The following is a 19,372-nucleotide window of genomic DNA, read 5'->3' as shown; positions in this document are numbered from 1 at the left end:
GTCAGCGTGACGGCAGGATCAGCAGTTCGTCGCCGCCCGGCCGCCGCATGACGTCCACGGGGTGGCCGTACAGCTCGGACAACACCGGTGCCGTGCAGACCTCGGCGGGTGCGCCGCACGCGAGGAGGCGGCCCTTGGCCAGCAGCGCGATCCGGTCCGCGTAGGCGGCGGCGAGGTTGAGGTCGTGCAGCACGATCACGACCGCGTCGCCCCGGCGCGCGCGTTCGCGGGCCAGTCGCAGCACGTCCTCGGTGTGCTTGAGGTCGAGCGCGGCGGTGGGCTCGTCGAGGAACAGTACCGGCGCGCCCTGGGCGAGCACGCGCGCGAGCGAGACCCGGGCCCGCTCGCCGCCGGACAGCGACGGATAGACCCGGTCGGCCAGGTGCGCCACGTCGGTCTCGGCCAGGCAGCGGGCCACGACCGCGTCCTCGGACTCGCCGCCCGGCAGGCCCGCGTGCGGGGCGCGGCCCATCCGCACCACCTCGTCGACGGTGAACGGGAAGGACAGCATGACCGACTGCGGCAACACCCCGCGGCGCAACGCCAGTTCGCGCTGCGAGTAGGCGGACAGTGGCCGGTCGGCGATCCGCACGGTGCCCTGACGCGGGGTCAGGTCGCCGGTGAGCAGGCCGAGCAGGGTCGACTTGCCGGCGCCGTTGGGGCCGAGCACGGCGACGATCTCGCCGTGCCGGACGGTCAGCGACACCCCGTCGACCAGGTTGCGGCCGTCGATCGCGTAGCCGACGTCCTCGGCCTCGACGCCGACGGAGCCGATCTCCCGGGCGGTGTCCACCGCGACGGTCCTGGTCCGCGCGAGCAGCCTCATCACGCCCAGCCTCCCTGCCGAGAACGGGTCCTGCGCAGCAGCCACAGGAAGAACGGCGCGCCGATCAGCGCGGTGAGCACGCCGAGCGGGACCTCCTTGGGCACCGCGATGGTGCGGGCCGCGAGGTCGGCGCCGACGGTGACCAGCGCGCCCATGACGGCGCTCGCGGGCAGCAGCAGGCGGTGCCGGGGCCCGGCGATCAGCCGGATGATGTGCGGCACGACCAGGCCGACGAAGGTGATCACGCCGGCGGCGGCGACGGCCGCGCCGACCAGCGTCGCGCTCGACACGACCACGACGATCCGCACCCGCTCGGTGTCCACGCCCAGGTGCCGGGCGCCGCGCTCGCCGAGCGCCATGATGTCCAGGGCCCGTGCGTACCGGGGCAGGATCAGCAGGCCGACGATCGCGAACGGCGCGAGGGCGCCGATGATCTTCCAGCTCGCGCCGCCGACGCTGCCGAGGTTCCAGAAGGTGATGCTGCGCAGTTCGGCGTCGTCGGCGACGAAGGTGAACAGGCCGATCGCGGCGCCCGCGAGCGCGTTGATCGCGATGCCGGTCAGCACGAGCGTGACGACCTCGGTGCGGCCGTTGGCGCGCGAGAGCAGGTACACGCCGAAGGTGGTGATCAGGCCGCCGGCGAAGGCGAACGCGGTCACCGTCCAGGACCCGAACGTGGAGACGCCGAGCACGATCGCGCCGACCGCGCCGAGCGCGGCCCCGGAGGACACCCCGATCACGCCGGGTTCGGCCAGCGGGTTGCCGAACACGCCCTGCATCGCGGCACCGGCGCAGCCCAGGCACGCGCCGACCATGACGCCGAGCACGATCCGCGGGAATCGGATGTTCCACAGCACGGCCTCGTTGGCCTGCGACACGTGCCCGATGTCCAGGCCGAGGTGGTGCAGGATCGAGGAGAGCACCTGGTCCGAGGGAATCTCGAAGGCGCCCATGCCGGCCGACGCGACGCAGGTGCCGAGCAGCAGCAGCACGAGCACGGGCATCAGCCACCGGCCATGCCTTCGCGGCGCGGCGGTGATCACGGGCGGGGCCGGGGCGGGGACGACGGGGTCCGCCCGCCCGACCCTGTCCGACGGCCCGAAAGGTTCGGCAGGTTCGGCCGGTTCGGCCCGTTCGGCCCGTTCGGCCCGTTCGGCCCGTTCGGCCGTTTCGGCAGCGGCCGGTTCCGCCTCGCCCGTGGGTTCCTGACAACCCGTCACCGTGGCCACGCTCTCCCCACCTCTCCCCTCGGTTCGAAACCCCGTCACCGCGCGGCCGATTCGGCCGACCTGGTGACGGGGCATCACATGTCGTGCGCCTGCGTGGGATCAGCTGTGCAAGAGGGTGACGAGCTGGTCCAGCGCGATGCCCGCGGTCGGGCCGCCGCCGCCGAGTTCGAGGTCGTCCATCGCGACGACCTTCTTGTTCTGGCCGGCGGGGGTCTGCGCGACGCCGGGGAGCTTCAGGACGCCGTCGACGCCGCCGACCGAGTCGAGACCCTTCCGGAAGACCAGGATCACGTCGGGCTTGGCCGCGACCATCGACTCGGGGGTCATCGCGGCGGACATCTCGATGCCCAGTTCGGTGCCGGTGTCGATGCCGCCGGCGGCGGTGATCATGCTGTCCGGGCCCAGGCCCTTGCCGCCGAGGTGGTACAGGTTGGCCTGCCCGCGGATGTACAGGAACGCCACCCGCGGCTTGGTGGCGGCCTGCGCGCCCTTGGCCTTGGCGGCGGCGATCTCGCCGGCCGTCCGATCGGCCATCGTCTTGCCCTTCTCGGGCACGCCGAGCGCGGTGGCGATCGCCTGGATGCGGGTGACCGCGTCCTCGGGCTTGCTGCTGTCCGGGATCAGCACGACCGCGACACCGGCGGCCTTGAGCTGGTCGATCGCGGTGCGCGGGCCGACCGAGGCGCTGCCGATGGCGACCGTGGGCCGCTGCGCGAGGATGCCCTCGGGGTTGAGCGCGCGCGAATTGCCGAACGTCGGCTTGCCCTTGCTCTCCGGCAGGACCGCGCCGGAGGCGTCCACCCCGACCACGTTCTCGGCGAGGCCGAGCGCGTAGATGCTCTGCGCGATGTCGCCGCCCAGCGGAACGATTCGGCTCGCGTCCTTCACGGTGACCTTGCCGCGCGTGGTGTCCACGGTCACCGGCAGCGCCGCGGAGGAGGCGGCCTTGGCGGTCCCGGTGTCGGACTTCTTGTCGTCGTCGCCGCACGCCGCGGCGAACGCGGTGACGGCGAGGACGGCCGCGGCCACCTTCAAGGTTGTTCGACGCAAGCGCATCCGGCGGCCTTTCGAGCTGTGGAGTGGGTCGGACACGGCGTCGCCGGTTAGGCAAGCCTTGCCTTGTCCCACTGCGCAACTTAAAGGTAAGGCTGTCCTAACTCAAGCCCGGGTCGCGTGCACAACGTCACACGCGGGAGTCGGTCCGTTCGTCCGGCAGCGGCAGGCGCAGCACCAGCACCGCCGCGTCGTCGACGTTGCCCGTCCCCTCCGCCGCCGCGAGCACCGCGTCGGCGATCTCGTCCACGCCCTCGGCGGCCCGCGACCGGGCCCACGCCGCCGCCTGCTCCAGGCCGACGTCGATCGGCAACTCCCGCGACTCCACGACCCCGTCGGTCACCAGCACGATGATCGAGCCCGGCGCGAGCCGGGTCTGGTGGGTCGGGTACACGGCCCCCTCCATGATCCCGAGCACCGGACCGCCGGGCGTCTCGATCACGTGCGAACTCCCGTCCGGGTCCAGCACGATCATCGGTACGTGTCCGGCCCGGGCCACCGCGCACTCCCCCGTCGCGGGGTCGATCCGCAGCAGCGTGCAGCTCGCGGGCCTCCCACGCTGGGACCTTTGCCGCTAATTGCCGGAAAAGACCAGATCAGCGCGCTCGCCAGGCCCGGCTGTGTCGGCGGATCTCGGCGGCCGAGAAGTTCTCGTGGTCCTCGCCCCACGCGGTGACGCCGTCGAAGGTCCACTCGGTGAGCGCGTTGACGGTGAACAGGTTGGGATTGAGGAAGAAGCCGAGCCGGTTGTGCGTGCGCCCCTCGGCGTGCAGCTCGCGGCCGAGCTCGTCCACTCCGGTCAACACGATCCGGGTCGCCCATCCGGTGGCGTCGTCTCGCTCGACCACCTCGCGGCGACCCTTGGCGAGCTTGGCCCACTCGCCGTCGCGCAGCAGGTAGCCGTGGATCGACACGCAGCCCGAGCCGAAGTCCATCGTGATGCTGTGGAACCCGTCGCGCTCGGACGCGGTCGCGTAGCTGTACCCGCCGCGCTTGGCGGGCGACTGCATCAGCCCCGGCCCGAACTGCGAGCGCGGCCCCCACGAGCGATCCCGGAAGCCGTACGAGTCGACCGGGATCTCCTCGCCGCGCAGCACGATCGTGCCGGTGTACCGGCCGGGCTGGTCGACGTGCTTCTCGCCCAGGTAGTGCGGCGGCAGCACCCCGGTGAAGGTGAGGTCGACATGGATCTCGTCACCGCCGTCGGGGTCGTCGTAGCCGACCTCGTACACGCTCTGCGGTTCCACGCACCGCACCCGGAAGCCGTTCGGCAGCCGCAGGTCGGTCAGATCCTGGTCGGGGATCGGCAGATGCCAGAAGTTCTTGGCGTACACCGCCTCGTGCGGGTGCTGCCCGCTGTCGTCCCAGAAGTAGGCGCCGCCCGCCGCGACCCCCTGGTTCGCCCGGAAGAACGGGTACAACTGCCCGGACAGCCGTCGATCCGGAACCGTGAAGGTGAACCAGGAGGTCTCGGACCAGTAGGGGTCGTCACTGGTCGGCGGATGGAACATGTCGTCGGGGTGGTGAGTGGTCATGGCCAACGGGTACTACGAGTACTTGCCCGAGTCAATGATTAGTCGAGGGTGACATCCACGACGAGCGGCCCCTCGCTCTCGGCCCGCTCTATCCGGACGATGTGCCCGGCCGCCCGCAGGTCCGCCTCCACCAGGGCGAGCCGCGCCAGCGCACCCGCGTCGCCGGTCACGGTGACTCTCGGGACCTCGGCCCGCATCGACACCCGCGCGGCGGACTTGGCCTTGCGCACGCCGGCGATCAGCTCGGACGCGGTGTCCAGCAGCGCGCGGTCGGCCGCCGGCGCCTCGGCGGCGGCCGGCTCCGGCGCGGGCCAGGTCGCCCGATGCACCGAACCCTCCTGCCACCACGACCACACCTCCTCGGTCGCGAACGGCAGGAACGGCGCGAACAGCCGCAGCAGTACGGACAGCGCGCTCGCGAGCGCGGCCCGCGCGGACGCGGCGCCCGTCGCGGTGCCCGCCTCGCCGTACGCACGGGCCTTGACCAGCTCGACGTAGTCGTCGCAGAAGTACCAGAAGAACCGCTCGGTACGCTCCAGCGCCCGCGCGTAGTCGTAGCCCTCGAACGCCTCGGTCGCCGCGCGCGCGACCTCGGCCAGCTCGGCCAGCAGCGCCAGGTCGAGCGGCTCGCTCACGCCGCCGCGCTCGTCGGCCGCGCCGATCGAGAGCACGAACCGGCCCACGTTGAGCAGCTTGATCGCGAGCCGCCGGCCGACCTTCATCTGCCCGACGTCGAACGCGGTGTCCACGCCGGGCCGGCCGCTCGCCGCCCAGTAGCGCACCGCGTCCGAGCCGTGCTGCGCGAGCAGATCGACCGGGGTGAGCGCGTTCCCCTTGGACTTGGACATCTTCTTGCGGTCCGGGTCCAGGATCCAGCCGGAGATGGCCGCGTGCGCGAACGGCAGGCTGTGGTTCTCGCTGTTCGCGCGCACCACGGAGGAGAACAACCAGGTGCGGATGATCTCGTGTGCCTGCGGACGCAGGTCCATCGGGAAGACCCGGGCGAACAGGTCCTCGTCGCGGCACCACCCGCCGGCGATCTGCGGCGTGAGCGAGGACGTCGCCCAGGTGTCCATCACGTCGGCATCGCCGACGAACCCGCCCGGCACGCCGCGCTGTTCGGGTGTGTAGCCGGCCGGCGTGTCGGTGTACGGATCGATCGGCAGATCCGCCTCGTCCGGCCGGATCGGCGCGTCGTGGCGCGGCTGCCCGGCGTCGTCCAGCGGATACCACACCGGCACCGGCACGCCGAAGAAGCGCTGCCGACTGATCAGCCAGTCGCCGTTGAGCCCTTCGACCCAGTTGTCGTAGCGAACCTTCATGTGTGCGGGATGCCACACCAACTCGGCGCCACGCGCCAGCAGTTCGCCGCGCAGTGCGGCGTCGCGCCCGCCGTTGCGCAGGTACCACTGCCGGGTCGTGACGATCTCGAGCGGCTTGTCGCCCTTCTCGTAGAACTTGACCGCGTGCGTGATCGCCCGTGGCTCGCCCATCAGTTCGCCGTTCTCGCGCAGCATCGCCACGATCCGCTCGCGCGCGGTGAACACCGTCGCGCCGGCCAGTTCCGCGTACGCCGCGCGCCCCTCGGGCGAGTCGATCCCGGTCGGCGGCTCGGCCAGCAGCCGGCCGTCCCAACCCAGCACCGCCCGGGTGTCCAGGCGCAGTTCGCGCCACCAGGTGACGTCGGTGGTGTCGCCGAACGTGCACACCATGGCGATTCCGGAGCCCTTGTCCGGGTCGGCCAGCGGGTGCGCGTACACCGGCACGTCCACGCGGAACAGCGGGGTGCGGACCTTGGCGCCGAACAGGTGGGTGTACCGCGTGTCGTCGGGGTGCGCCACCAGCGCGACACACGCGGGCAGCAACTCGGGCCGGGTGGTGTCGATCTCGACGGCGTCGCCGGTCGGGGCCCGGAACACCAGCCGGTGGTAGGCCCCGGGCCGCTCGCGGTCCTCCAGTTCGGCCTGCGCGACGGCGGTTCGGAAGGTGACGTCCCACAGGGTGGGCGCCTCGGCGAGGTATGCCTCGCCGCGATCGAGGTTGCGCAGGAAGGCCCGCTGGGACGCGGTGCGCGAGACCGCGTCGATGGTCTGGTAGGTCATCGACCAGTCGACCGAGAGCCCGAGCAGCCGCCACAGCTCCTCGAAGGCCCGCTCGTCCTCGCGCGTGAGCTCCTCGCACAACTCGATGAAGTTCCGCCGGGAGACCGGGATCTGCTGCTTTCCGGGCCGCTCCGGCGGCACGAACGCGGCGTCGTGGGGCAGCGCGGGGTCACACCGCACGCCGAAGTGGTTCTGCACCCGCCGCTCGGTCGGCAGCCCGTTGTCGTCCCAGCCCATCGGGTAGAAGACCGCGCGCCCGCACATCCGTCGATAGCGCGCGATCGCGTCGGTGTGCGTGTACGAGAACACGTGCCCCACGTGCAGCGACCCGCTGACGGTCGGCGGCGGCGTGTCGATCGAGTAGACGTCCTCGCGGGTCCTGGTCCGATCGAACCGGTATACGCCCGTCTCTTCCCAGACGCGCGACCACTTCGCTTCGAGCCCGTCGAGGGAGGGCTTGTCGGGCATACGGGAGAGACCAGACTCGGCAACCATGCCCCCGGAGCGTACCGGCCGACGCGGCGCGACTCGAACCGATTGCGCGCTCGCCGCGCCCGAGGGCGTGCCCGCGGGTCAGTCGCCCGCCGACGCGTCGGACCGCCGGGCGTCGGCGGGGTGCGCGCCGTCGGACCGCGGGGCGTCCGGGCGCGGGACCTTGTAGTACTCGTCCCGCTGGTAGGTGAGCCAACGCTCCACGTCCGCGTCGTGGGCCTCGGCGTACGGAGGTCGTGCCAAGTCGTCGAGGATCTCCTCCCGGTGCGGATCCGCGCTCGCGGCGATCGACGCCCGGGTGGCGGTGACGCCGCCCGCGAGCAGGGGCCACAGGTCCAGGCCCGAATGGGTGTCGAAGTTGGCGGTCCTGGCGGCCCATTGGAGCGCCGCGTCGTCGACGCGGCGGTGCTCGGCGAGCAGGAACGTGGCCAGGTACAGCGCGGGCGCCAGTCCCCAGCCGTACTCGTGCGCGAGGGCCTCCTGCTCGACCAGCCGGCGCAGCAACGCGTGGTCGCCGGGCCGCGGGTCGTGCAGGATCGCCCGCAGCACGGCGGCGCGCGTCGCGGCGTTGGCGCAGGTGTCGTCGTCGGCCGGGACGAAAGCCACGGCGGTCCAGGTCCGGGGGTCGCCGCGCAGGAGGTCGAGCAGGCGCCGCGGACTCGGGTCGGTCATGACGGACCATGCTTTCGGGGCCGGCCGGCACCGAGGCCCGGAGGCCGCCCGCGGGGGCGGCGCGTCCTCCGGGCCTCGGTCGGGGTGGGCGGGAACGAGCGGATCAGCTGTCGACGCGCAGCGTGGCCACGAAGGCGGCCCACGGGGCCCGGGCGATGGTCAGGTGCCCGACGGCCGGGTCCTTGCTGTCGCGCACGTCGGTCGAACCGTTCACGTGGGGGCGAATCTCGGTGCAGTCGCCGTTCTGCATGCTGTAGGTGCTCTTGACCCAGCGGGGTGAGTTCTCAGGCATCGGCGTTCTCCTACTGATGTGCGAGTTGATCGGCACGGGCCGCGATGAAGGCTTCCGACTCGAGGGGACTCAGTGCGATTCCCCGTAAGTCCGCGAAGACCTTGCTGTAGTGAGCGGTGTCCTGGGCTCTTTCCAGATACGCGTGGCTGGTGATGTTCTCCAGCGAGACCACTTCCATCCCCGACGGGGGAGGGAATCCGTAGATCGAGAACGGCGTGGGGCCGCCCGGATAGGCGCCTGCCGAAAAGGGTAGTACTTGCACGGTCACGTTCGATAGTTGTGCAATTTCGATCAAGTGCCCGAGTTGCTCGCGAAGTACCCGATGACCACCTATCTCCTGGCGTAATGCGGCCTCGCCGATGACCATGAACGCCTGGAGCGGGGCGGGTTCCCCGCGGGTGAGCACACGCTGTCGATCGAGCCGCACCCGGACCCGCGTGCGGCACTGCTCGTCGACCGGTCCGACCGTGCCGCCCTGGATGACGGCGGTCGCGTACTCCTCCGTCTGGAAGAGCCCCGGAATGATGCTCGGCTGGAAACCCCGACACGACGCCACCTCGGCTTCGAGCCCGATCAAGTCCAGGAAGTCCTGCGGAAGTCGGTCCGCGAGGTCGCGCCACCAGCGCTGCCGGCGGCCCTCCCGGGCGAGCGCGAGCCAGCCGTCCCGGGCGGCCGAATCGGCCACCGCGTACAGGTCGAGGAGGGCCTTGAGGTCGAGCGGGCGGATTCCGCTGCGGCCCGACTCGATCCGGCTCACCTTGGCGGGATGGCACGACAGCGCCCCGGCGGCGTCCTCGAGCAGCAGGGACTTGTCCTCGCGCAGGCGGCGCAGATTCGCGCCGAGAACTCGTCTGCGTACCGTCGGATACTGCTCAGCGCCCATTCTTCCTCCCTATTCCGAGGATTCGGCCGGCACGAGTCGCCGTCATGTTACTCATGTCCGACACACTGCAAGTCGAGTGAGTTGTTTGACTTGCACTTATTGCGACTTCCGAGGACGCTACTTACAGCGAGTCCTCGACCACCCGTCGAGCGCGCCGCGAGTGACAGGTCGCGCCTTTTCCCGACCTTTGGGAGGCGAGGGAACATGCTGCAGGAGCACGACGCCGGCGTGAACCAGGCAGGGATCGCGTGGATCAGTGCCGCCACCCGCGATCCGCGCGACACGCGGTACACCTGGCTGACGAACCCCGGCGCCCGGCGCGCGGCGGACACCGGCCGCCTGTTCGACGCCGTGGTGCTGCGCGCCGACCTCGGCGCCGCCGTGCTCGAACTGCTCACCGCCGCGGCCGAGCCGACGGGCGCGGTGATCGCCGAGGGGCACGCGGGCAAGTGGGCGTACCTGGTCGGCCCCGGCAGCGCCGACGCGTGGCTGCACGCGGTCGGCCCGCCCGCGGGGACCCGCTACCACTACGTCGGCCACGGCGGCTGCCTCACCCTCCCGGGCCCGCGTCCCCACCCCGGCTCGTCGATGACCTGGATCGTCCGCCCCGGCCTGGGCACCAACCTCACCTGCGTCACCTCGCTGGCCGGCTCCTTCCTCGCCGCGGAGGCCCGGCGCCCGAGACACTGCGCACCGGAGGCCAGGTGGCCCTGCCCCGCCTGCAGACTCAGACCCGTGCCCTGATCGGGGCCCGGACGAATGCCCTGTCCCGCCGCGACACCCGGGCCGCGGGACCCGCCGACGCCAGGACGACGTCCAGGCAGCGGGCGGGGTCGGCGGCGTAGATGTTGCTGAACCAGGCCATGTTGGGTTCGACGACCGCCCAGTGCTCCTCGGCGGTGTCGGCCGTCGTGGACAGGCCGACGTCGACGACCACCGCGCCGGGCAGCCGCGCGGCCTGCGCGCCGAGCAAGTCGGCGGCGAACTCGGCGACTTCGGGAGCCCGCGGGTCGGCGTCCAGGGGCAACGGGTCGAGCCGGCCGAACCTCGCGTAGCGCGAGCCGGTGTGCACCTCGCCGGCCAGGACGAACAGGCGGTACTCGGCGACGAACGTGCGGATCTCGCTGACCAGCACCGGCGTCTCGCCCGAAACCGCCGACGGCAGCCGGGAACCGTCCGCGTACACGGCCGCCTCGAACGACTTGTCGCTCGGCGGCTTCACGAACATCGGCGTGCTGCCGCGCCGCGCCTCGGCCATCGTCATCGGCGTGATCGTCCGCCGGGTGTAGCGCTCGGGCAGCGTGGGAAGCCAGTCGTCGGCGGGCTCCAGGAGGGCCACGTCCAGCGAGTCGACCACCGTCTCCGCGAAGCGCGGACCGCCGTAGTAGGCCGCGGTGCCGCGCAGGTCGGCGCGCGGCCCGGTGAGCACGGCCACCGCCAGGCCCCGCGCACGGGCGGCGCGGGCCAAGCAGTCGGCGGTCGTGGAGGTCTGCGGCGACAGGGCGAGGGTCGTGGACACGGGTCGCACGCTAGGCGCGTCGATGGCCGCGGCGCGAGCGGGTTTCCGGTGCGGCGCTGCCGGGTGCGCGCCCGGCTCGCCCGTCGAACCGGTTTCCGGCCGGTCGCACGAAGGACGCGAAAGAGATGATCTCCCCCACACCCGACATGGCCGGCGCTATTCGACAGTCGGGTCACGGGTCGGTACGAGGGCGACACCCGGCGTGCCCCGGACGGTAGCGTTCGAGGCCGGGGATCAGGGGCCGGGAGCAGGACGAGAGGGGCGGCGTGAGCAGCGTCGACACGGTGTCGTTGCAGGATCTGTGGGATCGGGTGACGGGGACCCAGCCGGATCCGCCGAGTTGGCTCGCACTCGTGACGGGCGCGATCGCCGTCGCGGTGGTGCTGTACCGCCCGACCTGGCGTCCCTTGCGGACGGTCGTGACGATCGCCCACGAGGGCGGGCACGCGATGGTCGCACTGTTGAGCGGGCGCCGATTGTCCGGAATCAGGCTGCATTCGGACACCTCCGGAGTGACCGTCTCGGTGGGCAAGCCGACCGGGCTCGGGATGGTGCTGACGGCACTGGCCGGCTACATCACGCCGTCGCTGCTCGGCGCGGGCGGGGCCGCGCTGCTGGCGGGCGCGCACATCACGATGGTGCTGTGGGTGGCGCTCGTGCTGCTCGCGCTGATGTTCATCGCGATACGCAACTGGTTCGGCGCGCTGGTGCTGTTGGTGACCGGCGGGGTGATCTTCGCGATCTCGTGGCTCGCGAGCGCGCGGATCCAGGCGGCCTTCGCGTATCTGCTGGTGTGGTTCCTGCTGGTGTCCGGCGCGCGCCCGGTGTTCGAGTTGCAGCAGATGCGCAGCCGGGGCCGCGCCCCGTGGTCGGACGCCGACCAACTCGCCGACCTGACCCGGGTGCCGGGCATGGTGTGGGTCGGCTTCTTCGGCCTGGTCTCGGCCGGGGCGCTCGGGATCGGCGCGGGCTCGCTGCTCACGTGAGCGCGGTCGCCGCGGCCACGGCGACCGCGACCGCGTGAGGATCGGCACGACCCGGCCGGCGTCCACCTCTCGGTGGGCGCCGGCCGACGCGTTCGACCTGACTCAGAGCGCGTCCGGCAGCTTCGCGAGCACGCCGTCGTAGATCCGCTTGAGTCCCGCCGGCGCGAAGGTCTTCTCGAAGAAGCCGCCGATGCCGCCGGCCCCGTTCCACACCGTGACGATCTCGACCTTGCTACCCGTGCCGGCCGACGACACGGTCCACGTGGTGACCATCGACGAGTTCGCGTCGGTCTCCACCAACGTCAGGGCGGCCGGCTCGGTCGCCGTCACCAGGCAGTCACGCGACCGCTTGCTCGTGGCCTGCAACCGCCAGTGCGCCACCGTCCCGGCACCCTTGCCGCCTTCGCGCACGTCGTACTCCGAGTAGTGCTCGGTGAGCAGCTTGGGCCGCACGTCCGCGTAGTCCGTGATCGCCGCGAAAACCGCTTCCGGCCCCGCCGTCACGGTCGTCTGTGCGGTTGCCCTGACCTGCGCCATGACCACTCCTTGCCCTCGGTTGCTGTCGGCCGGGTCAAGCAAACCACTCCACCGCCCGGGCACCGAATCGCGGTCCCCTACCCACCGGTCACCAGTGCCGTGACCGGAAGGGTTCACCGGTTCTCCGGGCAGGGGACCAGGCGATGTCGACGCCGTAGGATCCGGCGAGCGCGGCCAGGTCGAACTCGTATCCCCGGCCCTCGGTGCGGAACTTCCAACCGGCCGACCGCGGGCCACGGCGCAATGGCTGTGACGGTCACTCACGGACCGTACGGCGGGTCGGTACTGCTATTGGTTCGGTTGGTATTTCTCCAATTCCGGAATGACCTCTTTGCCGAGGATTTCGATCGTCCGCAGGATGTCCTGGTGGTCCAGGAAGCCCCATTGGACGTAACAGATCAGTTCGTCCACGCCCAGGTCCGCGTAACGCTTCATCTTGCGGACGCACGTCTCCACGTCGCCGATCACGATCATGTCCGCGGCGTCGAACGTGTCGACGGGGACGGTGCCCTCGAACATCGGCTTGAGCAGCGGGAAGGTCCGGTCCTGCTCTTCCGGGGTCAGGTGCGGCAATTCCCATTCGAGGGTGAACATCGCGAGGTTCTTGTACCACCACGCCACCGAGTCCCAGACTTTTTGGTCGACCCGCTTCTTCCCCGTCGTGTGCACGAGCGTGTAGGCCGCGACCTTGTTCGTGGTCACGTCGGTGAGCGGGGTCGGGTTCGCCGCCGCCGCGCGGTAGGCGGCGACCTGGGCGGCCATCGTCTCCAGCGGCTGCATGATCGAGAAGGACAGCATGCCGAGCCCGTTGCGGCCGGCGATCTCCGCCGAGCCCTGCGAGGTCGCGGCCATCCAGCACGGTGGGTGCGGGTCCTGGAAGGGCTTCGGGGTGACCATGCGGCGCGGGAAGGAGAAGCGTTCCGACTCGTACTCGAAGTACTCCTCCCGCCACATGCCGGTGACGATCTCGATCGCCTCGCGCCAGTCGTCCCGCGACTTCGCGATGTCCACGCCGAACGCGGTCTGCTCCATCGGCGTCGATCGGCCCGTGCCCCATTCGACCCGGCCGCCGGACAGGATGTCGACGGTGGCGACCTTCTCCGCGATCCGCTGCGGCGGGGTGAACCCGAAGGGGGTCAGCGTGACGCCGAAGCCCATCCGGATCCGCTCGGTGATGCCCGCGAGGTGGCCGAGGAAGACCTCCGACGCCGGCATGTGCGAGCGGCCCTCGCGGAAGTGGTGCTCGACCGCCCAGATCGTGTTGAAGCCCATCCGGTCGGCCAGCCGGATCTGCTCGACCGCCTCGCGGTAGGCGCGCTGCTCCTCGCGCCGCTGGCCGTGCGGGTGTTCGCCGTGCCACGGGCGCGGCACGTCCACTTCGTAGAGCACGTCGAGCTTCATCGAGCGACTCCCAGGGGGTTGCGGTTGTTGCGGTGGTTGCGGTGGTTGCGGAGCTGCCTGGCGATATTTCGATATATTGAAAAGTGTTTCCGTATCCCGTATTCCGTCGCACGAGTGTCACCCGACGGGGTGCCGGTCACAAGAGGCAAGTCACCAGAGGCAAGAGGAGTGCGCACATGGTTCGTCCCGCCCTCGCCGCCGGTCGCGCGGTCGACATCCTGAACTTCTTCGCCGCCCACCCCGGCGGCGCGTACACGCTCTCCGAGCTGCACGCGGCGCTCGGCATCAATCTCGCGTCGGCGCTGTCCGTGCTCCAGGCCCTGGAGGACGCCGGCTACCTGGTCCGGCACCCGCGACGCAAGACCTACGAACTGGGCCCGGCCCTGATCGCGCTCGGCGACGCGGCGCTGCGCAGCAATCGGGCCGTGGACCTGGCGCGCGCCGAGATGCGCGAGCTGGCGGGCGAGTTCGCCACCGAGCTGATCGCGAGCGTCGCCGTGGGCGAGGAGATCGTGATCCTGGCCGTCGAGGGTCGCCCGCAGCTCGCGTCCGCCGACGTGCGGGTGGGCCAGCGGCTGCGCATGGTGCCGCCGCTGGGCCAGGTGTTCCACGCGTGGTCGGCGCCGGAGGAGGTGGAGGCATGGCTGGACCGGCTCGACGAGCGCGTCCGCGGCACCGCGCGGGTACACCTGCCGGCCACCCTCGCGGCGGTACGCGAGCGCGGGTACTCGATCACGCTGGAGAGCCCGACCCGCACCCGGATCGGCGTGACCATGGAACGGATGGCCGAGCACCCGCGCGAGGCCGCGCCGCTGCGCGACCGGCTGGCCGAATTGGCCGCCGCCCTCGGCGAGGAGGACTACGAGCTGATCGCGGTGGACCCGGACACCGTCTACGACATCTCGACCCTGGTGGCACCGGTGTTCGACGCCGCGGGGCACGTCGCGGTCGCGCTGACGCTCAACGGGCTCAAGGGGGTGACCGGTCGGCGGGTCACCGACCACGGCGAGCGGCTGGGCTCGGTCGCCCGCCTGGTGACCCGGCGGTCGGGCGGCCGACTGCCGGACTGACGGGGCGTGCGGGCGCCTCCGGACGCGGTGCGTCGCGTGGCGTGCCGCGCGGGTGTCACGTGTTTCGCCGACATGTCGAGCCGTTCACCCCGTGAGCACTCGCTCACCACAAGGCAACGCCGGCGTAACACGGGACGGGGTTCCTTAACCGGCGTGTAACACCGAGGTATACCCGGGGAAACCCGAGCTGCCCACCCTGACCTGAGACCCCATCAGGCCCACGAGGGAGCAGCATGACCGTCGCGACCGACGCCCTGAACGCCGGAGACACCGCGTGGCTGCTCGTCGCCACGGCGCTCGTGCTGCTGATGACACCGGCGCTCGCGATCTTCTACGGCGGCATGGTCCGGGCCAAGAGCGTCCTGAACATGCTGATGATGAGCTTCGTGGCGATCGCCGTCGTGACCGTCGTGTGGATCGCCTTCGGGTACAGCCTCGCCTTCGGCGACGACCTCGGCGGCGGGATGCTCGGCGACCTCGGACAGGTGTTCATGGCCGGCACCAAACCGACCGACCTGCACGGCACCGTGCCCGAACTGTTGTTCATGGCCTTCCAGTTGACGTTCGCGATCCTGACGGTGGCGCTCATCTCCGGCGCGATCGCCGACCGCACCCGGTTCAGGGCGTGGGTGATCTTCTGCGCGGTGTGGGTCACCTGCGTGTACGTGCCGCTCGCGCACTGGGTGTGGGGGCCGGACGGCTGGATCGCGAACGAGCTCGGCGCGCTCGACTTCGCCGGCGGCCTGGTCGTCGAGATCAACTGCGGCGCGGCCGGCATGGCGGTGGCCCTGGTCCTGGGCCCGCGGATCGGCTTCAAGCGCGACCCGATGCGGCCGCACAACCTGCCGCTCGTGGTGCTGGGCGCGGGGCTGCTGTGGTTCGGCTGGTTCGGCTTCAACGGCGGCTCGGCGCTGGGCGCGAACGGGCTCGCCGCGCAGGCCCTGGTCAACACGCAGGCCGCCGGGTGCACCGCGCTGATCGGTTGGCTCGCGGTGGAGAAGCGCCGCGACGGCCACGCCACCACGCTCGGCGCGGCCTCGGGCGCGGTCGCCGGGCTGGTCGCGATCACGCCGGCGTGCGGCGTGGTGGACCTGCCGGGGGCGATGGTGATCGGCCTCGTCGCGGGTGTCCTGTGCAGCTACGCCGTCGGCTGGAAGCACCGCTTCGGGTACGACGACTCGCTCGACGTGGTGGGCGTGCACTATGTCGGCGGGGTGGTCGGCACCCTGCTGATCGGCCTGTTCGCGAGCAAGGACGTCACCGGCGGGCCCGAGGGACTGGTCCACGGTGGTGGCGCGGCGCTGCTGGGCAAGCAGCTCGTCGCGATCCTCGTGGTGTCCGCGTTCTCCTTCGGGGTCACGTACGTGATCGCCAAGGCGATCGACCGCACGATCGGGTTCCGGGCCCATGCGGACCATGAGCAGGTCGGGCTCGACCTCGCGGTACATGCGGAGACGGCGTATGACCTCACCGCCGTCGGCGGTACGAAGCGGGTTGGCGGGCATGGGTTTCGGCCTGCGCCTCGGGCGGGTGACGAGCACGCGGAGTGATCCCGGGGGTCCTCAAGCGCCGGACGGGCTGGGTTCGGCCTCGTCACTGTGGTGTCCTCAAGCGCCGGACGGGCTGGGTTGACCCGACCTTCGGCCGAGGTGGCCTCAAACGCCGGCCGGGCTGATCGGAGTGGGCTTGCGCGCCCCACGAGGCTTCGTCCTCAAGCGCCGGACGGGCCGGGTTGACCCGGCCTTCGGCCGAGGTGGCCTCAAACGCCGGCCGGGCTGATGGGAGTGGGCTTGGGCGCCCCGCGAGGCTTCGGCCTCAAGCGCCGGACGTGTGGGGTCAGCGGGATTTGCGGGTGAGGAGGGCTGCGGTTGCCAGGCAGGCCAGGGCGGTGGCTGGGAGGGCTGCCTTTCGGGCCGCGTGTTTGGTGTTGCCGTGGTCGAAGGCGCTGCCGGAGGACTGCCAGGAGAACACCGACCACGCCGACTGGGCCGAGAACAGCGAGCCGGCGCTGAGCCACGAGCCGACCGACGCGGACGACAGTGCCGAGCCGATCGACCCGAAGGACAGCGCGGAGCCGACCGAGCCGACCGAAAGCACCGACCCCACCGACCCGATCGAGAGCACCGAGCCCTCGGAGGCGATCGACAGCACCGAGTTGTGCGAACGCCACGACAGCGTCGACCCGTGCGCGGCGTCCCACATCTTCTTCGTCATGCCGTCAGTCTGCCCCAGCGGCCCGTCCTGTCACAGCGGTTACATCCGGTCGACCGCCACCACCCGCAGGACCGCTCGGCCGGTCTCGTCCGACTCGGTGAGGTCCACCTCGGCGGTGATCCCCCAGTCGTGGTCCTCGGCCGGGTCGTCGAACACCTGGCGGACCCGCCACGCGGAGTCCTCCTTGGTGATCTGCATGAGCTTGGGCCCGCGCGCGTCGGGGCCGGTGCCGATCGAGTCGTGCTCGTCCCAGTAGTCCTCCAGGGCGTCCTGCCAGCGCTCGGAGTCCCACCCGGAGTCGCCCTCCTGCTCGGACAGCTCGCCGAGCTGGAAGTAGCGCCGCATCGCCGCGAGTTCGACCCGGCGGAACAACGCGTTGCGGACCAGCACCCGAAACGCCCGCTCGTTGGCGGTGACCGGCGTGGTGCGGCCCTCGATGTCGTCGAGCTCCTCCTGCGTCGCGTCCGGGTTGGCCAGCTTCTCCCACTCGTCGAGCAGGCTGGAGTCGACCTGGCGGACGAGCTCGCCCAGCCACGCGATCAGGTCGTGCAGGTCCTCGTTCTTGGCGTCGTCCGGAACGGTCTGGTTGAGCGCCTTGTACGCGCTCGCCAGGTAGCGCAGCACGATGCCCTCGGTGCGCGCGAGTTCGTACCAGCCGACGTAGTCGCCGAAGGTCATCGCGCGCTCGTACATGTCGCGCACGATCGACTTGGGCGACAGCGGGTGGTCGCCCACCCACGGGTGGCTGCGCATGTAGATCGCGTACGCGTGTTCGAGCAACTCTTCGAGCGGGCGCGGGTATTGGATGTCGGCGAGCCGCTCCATCCGCTCCTCGTACTCGATGCCGTCGGCCTTCATCTGCCCGACCGCCTCGCCCTTGGCCTTGTTCAGCTGCGCGGCGAGGATCTGGCGCGGGTCGTCCAGCGTGGCCTCGACCACCGAGAGCACGTCGAGCGCGTACGTCGGGGCCTCGGGGTCGAGCAGGTCGAACGCGGCGAGCGCGAACGTGGACAGCGGCTGGTTGAGCGCGAAGTCGGCCTGGAGGTCGACGGTCAGCCGCACCGTGCGGCCCTCCTCGTCCGGCTCGGCGAGCTTCTCGACCACGCCGCCGTCCAGCAGCGAGCGGTAGATCGCGATCGCCTGCCGGATGTGCCGCAACTGCTGCGCACGCGGCTCGTCGTTGTCGGTGAGCAGGTGCCGCATCGCCTCGAAGGCGTCGCCGGGACGGTTGATCACCGCGAGCAGCATCGCGTGGGTGACCCGGAAGCGCGAGGCCAGCGGCTCGGGCTCGGCCTCCTGGAGCCTGGTGTAGGTCTCGTCGTTCCAGCCGACGAAGCCCTCGGGGGCCTTCTTGCGGACCACCTTGCGGCGCTTCTTGGGGTCGTCGCCGGCCTTGGCGAGCGCCTTGAGGTTCTCGATCTCGTACTCGGGGGCCTGCGCCACCACGTTGCCCACCGTGTCGAAGCCGGCCCGGCCCGCGCGCCCGGCGATCTGGTGGAACTCGCGCGCCCGCAGCCGGCGCACCCGCTGGCCGTCGTACTTGGACAGCGCGGTGAACAGCACCGTGCGGATCGGCACGTTGACGCCGACCCCGAGCGTGTCGGTGCCGCAGATCACCTTCAGCAGCCCGGCCTGGGCGAGCCGCTCGACCAGACGCCGGTACTTGGGCAGCATGCCCGCGTGGTGCACGCCGATCCCGTGCCGGACCCACCGCGAGAGCTGGCGACCGAACTTGGTGGTGAACCGGAAGCGCCCGATCACGCTCGCGATCTCGTCCTTCTCGGCGCGCGTGCACATGTTGATGCTCATCAGCGACTGGGCCCGCTCGACCGCCGAAGCCTGGGTGAAGTGCACGATGTAGACCGGCGCCTCACGCGTGGTCAGCAGCTCTTCGATGGTCTCGTGCAGCGGCGTGACCCGATAGGCGAAGTACAGCGGGACCGGGCGCACGGCCGACTTGACGATCGCGGTGGCCCGGCCGGTGCGCCGCCGCAGATCGGTCTGGAAGCGGTCCATGTCGCCGAGCGTCGCGGACATCAGCAGAAACTGCGCCTTGGGCAGCTCGATCAACGGGATCTGCCAGGCCCAGCCGCGGTCGGGGTCGCCGTAGTAGTGGAACTCGTCCATCACGACGAAGCCCACGTCGGCGTCCGCGCCGTCGCGCAGCGCGATGTTGGCGAGCACCTCGGCGGTACAGCAGATGATCGGCGCGGTCGCGTTGACCGACGCGTCGCCGGTCATCATGCCGACGTTCTCGGTGCCGAACTGGGCCACCAGGTCGAAGAACTTCTCCGACACGAGGGCCTTGATCGGCGCGGTGTAGAAGCTGCGCTCCTTGCGGGCCATCGCCGCGAAGTGCCCGCCGGCGGCGACCAGGCTCTTACCGGAGCCGGTCGGCGTGTTGAGGATGACGTTGTTGCCCGAGACCAGCTCGATCAGCGCCTCTTCCTGCGCGGGATACAGGGTGAGGCCGCGCTCCTCCGCGTACGACGCGAAGGCTTCGTACAGGGCGTCGGGGTCGGCCTCGGCAGGGAGCAGATCGATGAGAGTCACACGCTCTA

General features: G+C 71.1%; 17 protein-coding genes and 1 pseudogene. 4 read left to right on the top strand and 14 right to left on the bottom strand.

Translation table 11 applies throughout. The annotated features are described in order from the left end of the window. Position 1: 1 nt before the first annotated feature. From OG928_RS26940 to OG928_RS26900, 9 genes and pseudogenes are all read right to left on the bottom strand, one after another. A complete protein-coding gene (locus OG928_RS26940) occupies positions 2-826 on the bottom strand; it encodes a heme ABC transporter ATP-binding protein (protein WP_406291228.1) in 825 nt (274 codons plus the stop codon). Continuing rightward, complete coding sequence (locus OG928_RS26935; protein ID WP_406291226.1) at positions 826-1,869, bottom strand: FecCD family ABC transporter permease; 1,044 nt, start codon at positions 1,867-1,869, stop codon at positions 826-828. Before OG928_RS26935 ends, OG928_RS26940 begins: the two co-directional genes overlap by 1 nt. A gap of 285 nt (positions 1,870-2,154) precedes the next feature. Beyond that, the gene (locus tag OG928_RS26930; RefSeq protein ID WP_406288288.1) at positions 2,155-3,084 is read right to left on the bottom strand and encodes a hemin ABC transporter substrate-binding protein; all 930 of its coding nucleotides are present in this window, start codon (positions 3,082-3,084) and stop codon (positions 2,155-2,157) included. A gap of 154 nt (positions 3,085-3,238) precedes the next feature. Continuing rightward, positions 3,239-3,661 (bottom strand): annotated as a pseudogene (locus tag OG928_RS26925) (PP2C family protein-serine/threonine phosphatase); the annotation flags it as partial. Between the two features lie 43 nt (positions 3,662-3,704). Then, on the bottom strand, positions 3,705-4,643 hold the full coding sequence (locus OG928_RS26920) for a hypothetical protein (protein WP_406288286.1): 939 nt from the start codon (positions 4,641-4,643) through the stop codon (positions 3,705-3,707). A 38-nt stretch (positions 4,644-4,681) separates the two neighbouring features. Beyond that, a complete protein-coding gene (valS, locus tag OG928_RS26915; protein WP_406288284.1) occupies positions 4,682-7,240 on the bottom strand; it encodes a valine--tRNA ligase in 2,559 nt (852 codons plus the stop codon). Between the two features lie 78 nt (positions 7,241-7,318). Beyond that, positions 7,319-7,909, bottom strand: coding sequence for a hypothetical protein (locus OG928_RS26910; RefSeq protein WP_406288282.1), 591 nt, complete (start codon positions 7,907-7,909; stop codon positions 7,319-7,321). A 103-nt stretch (positions 7,910-8,012) separates the two neighbouring features. Next, positions 8,013-8,201 (bottom strand): DUF397 domain-containing protein, encoded by a 189-nt coding sequence (locus tag OG928_RS26905; protein ID WP_406288280.1) that lies wholly within the window; start codon positions 8,199-8,201, stop codon positions 8,013-8,015. Positions 8,202-8,211: 10 nt separating this feature from the next. Further along, a complete protein-coding gene (locus OG928_RS26900; protein ID WP_406288278.1) occupies positions 8,212-9,084 on the bottom strand; it encodes a helix-turn-helix domain-containing protein in 873 nt (290 codons plus the stop codon). Positions 9,085-9,288: 204 nt separating this feature from the next. Here OG928_RS26900 and OG928_RS26895 point away from each other — a divergent pair, with 204 nt between their 5' ends. Further along, positions 9,289-9,828: a hypothetical protein gene (locus OG928_RS26895; RefSeq protein ID WP_406288275.1), complete on the top strand. Its 540-nt coding sequence runs from the start codon at positions 9,289-9,291 to the stop codon at positions 9,826-9,828. Here OG928_RS26895 and OG928_RS26890 read toward each other — a convergent pair. After that, a complete protein-coding gene (locus OG928_RS26890) occupies positions 9,812-10,603 on the bottom strand; it encodes an ATP-grasp domain-containing protein (protein WP_406288272.1) in 792 nt (263 codons plus the stop codon). The two genes, OG928_RS26895 and OG928_RS26890, sit on opposite strands and share 17 nt — an antisense overlap. 266 nt (positions 10,604-10,869) lie before the next feature. On the opposite strand from OG928_RS26890, the gene OG928_RS26885 reads away from it, so the two are divergent. Next, a complete protein-coding gene (locus OG928_RS26885; protein WP_406288270.1) occupies positions 10,870-11,589 on the top strand; it encodes a M50 family metallopeptidase in 720 nt (239 codons plus the stop codon). A gap of 102 nt (positions 11,590-11,691) precedes the next feature. Here the strand turns inward: OG928_RS26885 and OG928_RS26880 are convergent, their stop codons facing one another. Next, on the bottom strand, positions 11,692-12,126 hold the full coding sequence (locus OG928_RS26880) for an SRPBCC family protein (RefSeq protein WP_406288268.1): 435 nt from the start codon (positions 12,124-12,126) through the stop codon (positions 11,692-11,694). 288 nt (positions 12,127-12,414) lie between these two features. Then, positions 12,415-13,527, bottom strand: coding sequence for an LLM class flavin-dependent oxidoreductase (locus OG928_RS26875; RefSeq protein WP_406288266.1), 1,113 nt, complete (start codon positions 13,525-13,527; stop codon positions 12,415-12,417). Between the two features lie 176 nt (positions 13,528-13,703). Here OG928_RS26875 and OG928_RS26870 point away from each other — a divergent pair, with 176 nt between their 5' ends. Together OG928_RS26870 and OG928_RS26865 are read left to right on the top strand one after the other, a co-directional pair. Then, positions 13,704-14,597, top strand: coding sequence for an IclR family transcriptional regulator (locus tag OG928_RS26870; protein ID WP_406288264.1), 894 nt, complete (start codon positions 13,704-13,706; stop codon positions 14,595-14,597). A 233-nt stretch (positions 14,598-14,830) separates the two neighbouring features. Beyond that, entirely contained in the window at positions 14,831-16,147 is a 1,317-nt protein-coding gene (locus OG928_RS26865; protein ID WP_406288262.1) for an ammonium transporter, read from the top strand. Between the two features lie 286 nt (positions 16,148-16,433). On the opposite strand, the gene OG928_RS26860 is transcribed toward OG928_RS26865, so the two are convergent. Both OG928_RS26860 and OG928_RS26855 read right to left on the bottom strand, forming a co-directional pair. Then, complete coding sequence (locus OG928_RS26860; protein WP_406288260.1) at positions 16,434-16,811, bottom strand: hypothetical protein; 378 nt, start codon at positions 16,809-16,811, stop codon at positions 16,434-16,436. 39 nt (positions 16,812-16,850) lie between these two features. Beyond that, positions 16,851-19,364, bottom strand: coding sequence for a DEAD/DEAH box helicase (locus OG928_RS26855; protein ID WP_406288258.1), 2,514 nt, complete (start codon positions 19,362-19,364; stop codon positions 16,851-16,853). Positions 19,365-19,372 lie beyond the last annotated feature (8 nt).

It is taken from the genome of Embleya sp. NBC_00896 (genome assembly GCF_045207785.1).
Taxonomy (GTDB): domain Bacteria; phylum Actinomycetota; class Actinomycetes; order Streptomycetales; family Streptomycetaceae; genus Embleya.
The sequence above is the reverse complement of the archived record's forward strand: the minus strand, read 5'-3'. Positions and strand labels throughout refer to the sequence as shown.

Excerpts from the sequence above, each read along its gene's own strand:
- OG928_RS26900 (WP_406288278.1), bottom strand. The coding sequence starts at position 9,084 with ATGGGCGCTGAGCAGTATCCGACGGTACGCAGACGAGTTCTCGGCGCG.
- OG928_RS26905 (WP_406288280.1), bottom strand. The coding sequence starts at position 8,201 with ATGCCTGAGAACTCACCCCGCTGGGTCAAGAGCACCTACAGCATGCAG.
- OG928_RS26860 (WP_406288260.1), bottom strand. The coding sequence starts at position 16,811 with ATGACGAAGAAGATGTGGGACGCCGCGCACGGGTCGACGCTGTCGTGG.
- OG928_RS26920 (WP_406288286.1), bottom strand. The coding sequence starts at position 4,643 with ATGACCACTCACCACCCCGACGACATGTTCCATCCGCCGACCAGTGAC.
- OG928_RS26895 (WP_406288275.1), top strand. The coding sequence starts at position 9,289 with ATGCTGCAGGAGCACGACGCCGGCGTGAACCAGGCAGGGATCGCGTGG.
- OG928_RS26870 (WP_406288264.1), top strand. The coding sequence starts at position 13,704 with ATGGTTCGTCCCGCCCTCGCCGCCGGTCGCGCGGTCGACATCCTGAAC.
- valS (WP_406288284.1), bottom strand. The coding sequence starts at position 7,240 with ATGGTTGCCGAGTCTGGTCTCTCCCGTATGCCCGACAAGCCCTCCCTC.
- OG928_RS26910 (WP_406288282.1), bottom strand. The coding sequence starts at position 7,909 with ATGACCGACCCGAGTCCGCGGCGCCTGCTCGACCTCCTGCGCGGCGAC.
- OG928_RS26865 (WP_406288262.1), top strand. The coding sequence starts at position 14,831 with ATGACCGTCGCGACCGACGCCCTGAACGCCGGAGACACCGCGTGGCTG.
- OG928_RS26880 (WP_406288268.1), bottom strand. The coding sequence starts at position 12,126 with ATGGCGCAGGTCAGGGCAACCGCACAGACGACCGTGACGGCGGGGCCG.
- OG928_RS26940 (WP_406291228.1), bottom strand. The coding sequence starts at position 826 with ATGAGGCTGCTCGCGCGGACCAGGACCGTCGCGGTGGACACCGCCCGG.
- OG928_RS26875 (WP_406288266.1), bottom strand. The coding sequence starts at position 13,527 with ATGAAGCTCGACGTGCTCTACGAAGTGGACGTGCCGCGCCCGTGGCAC.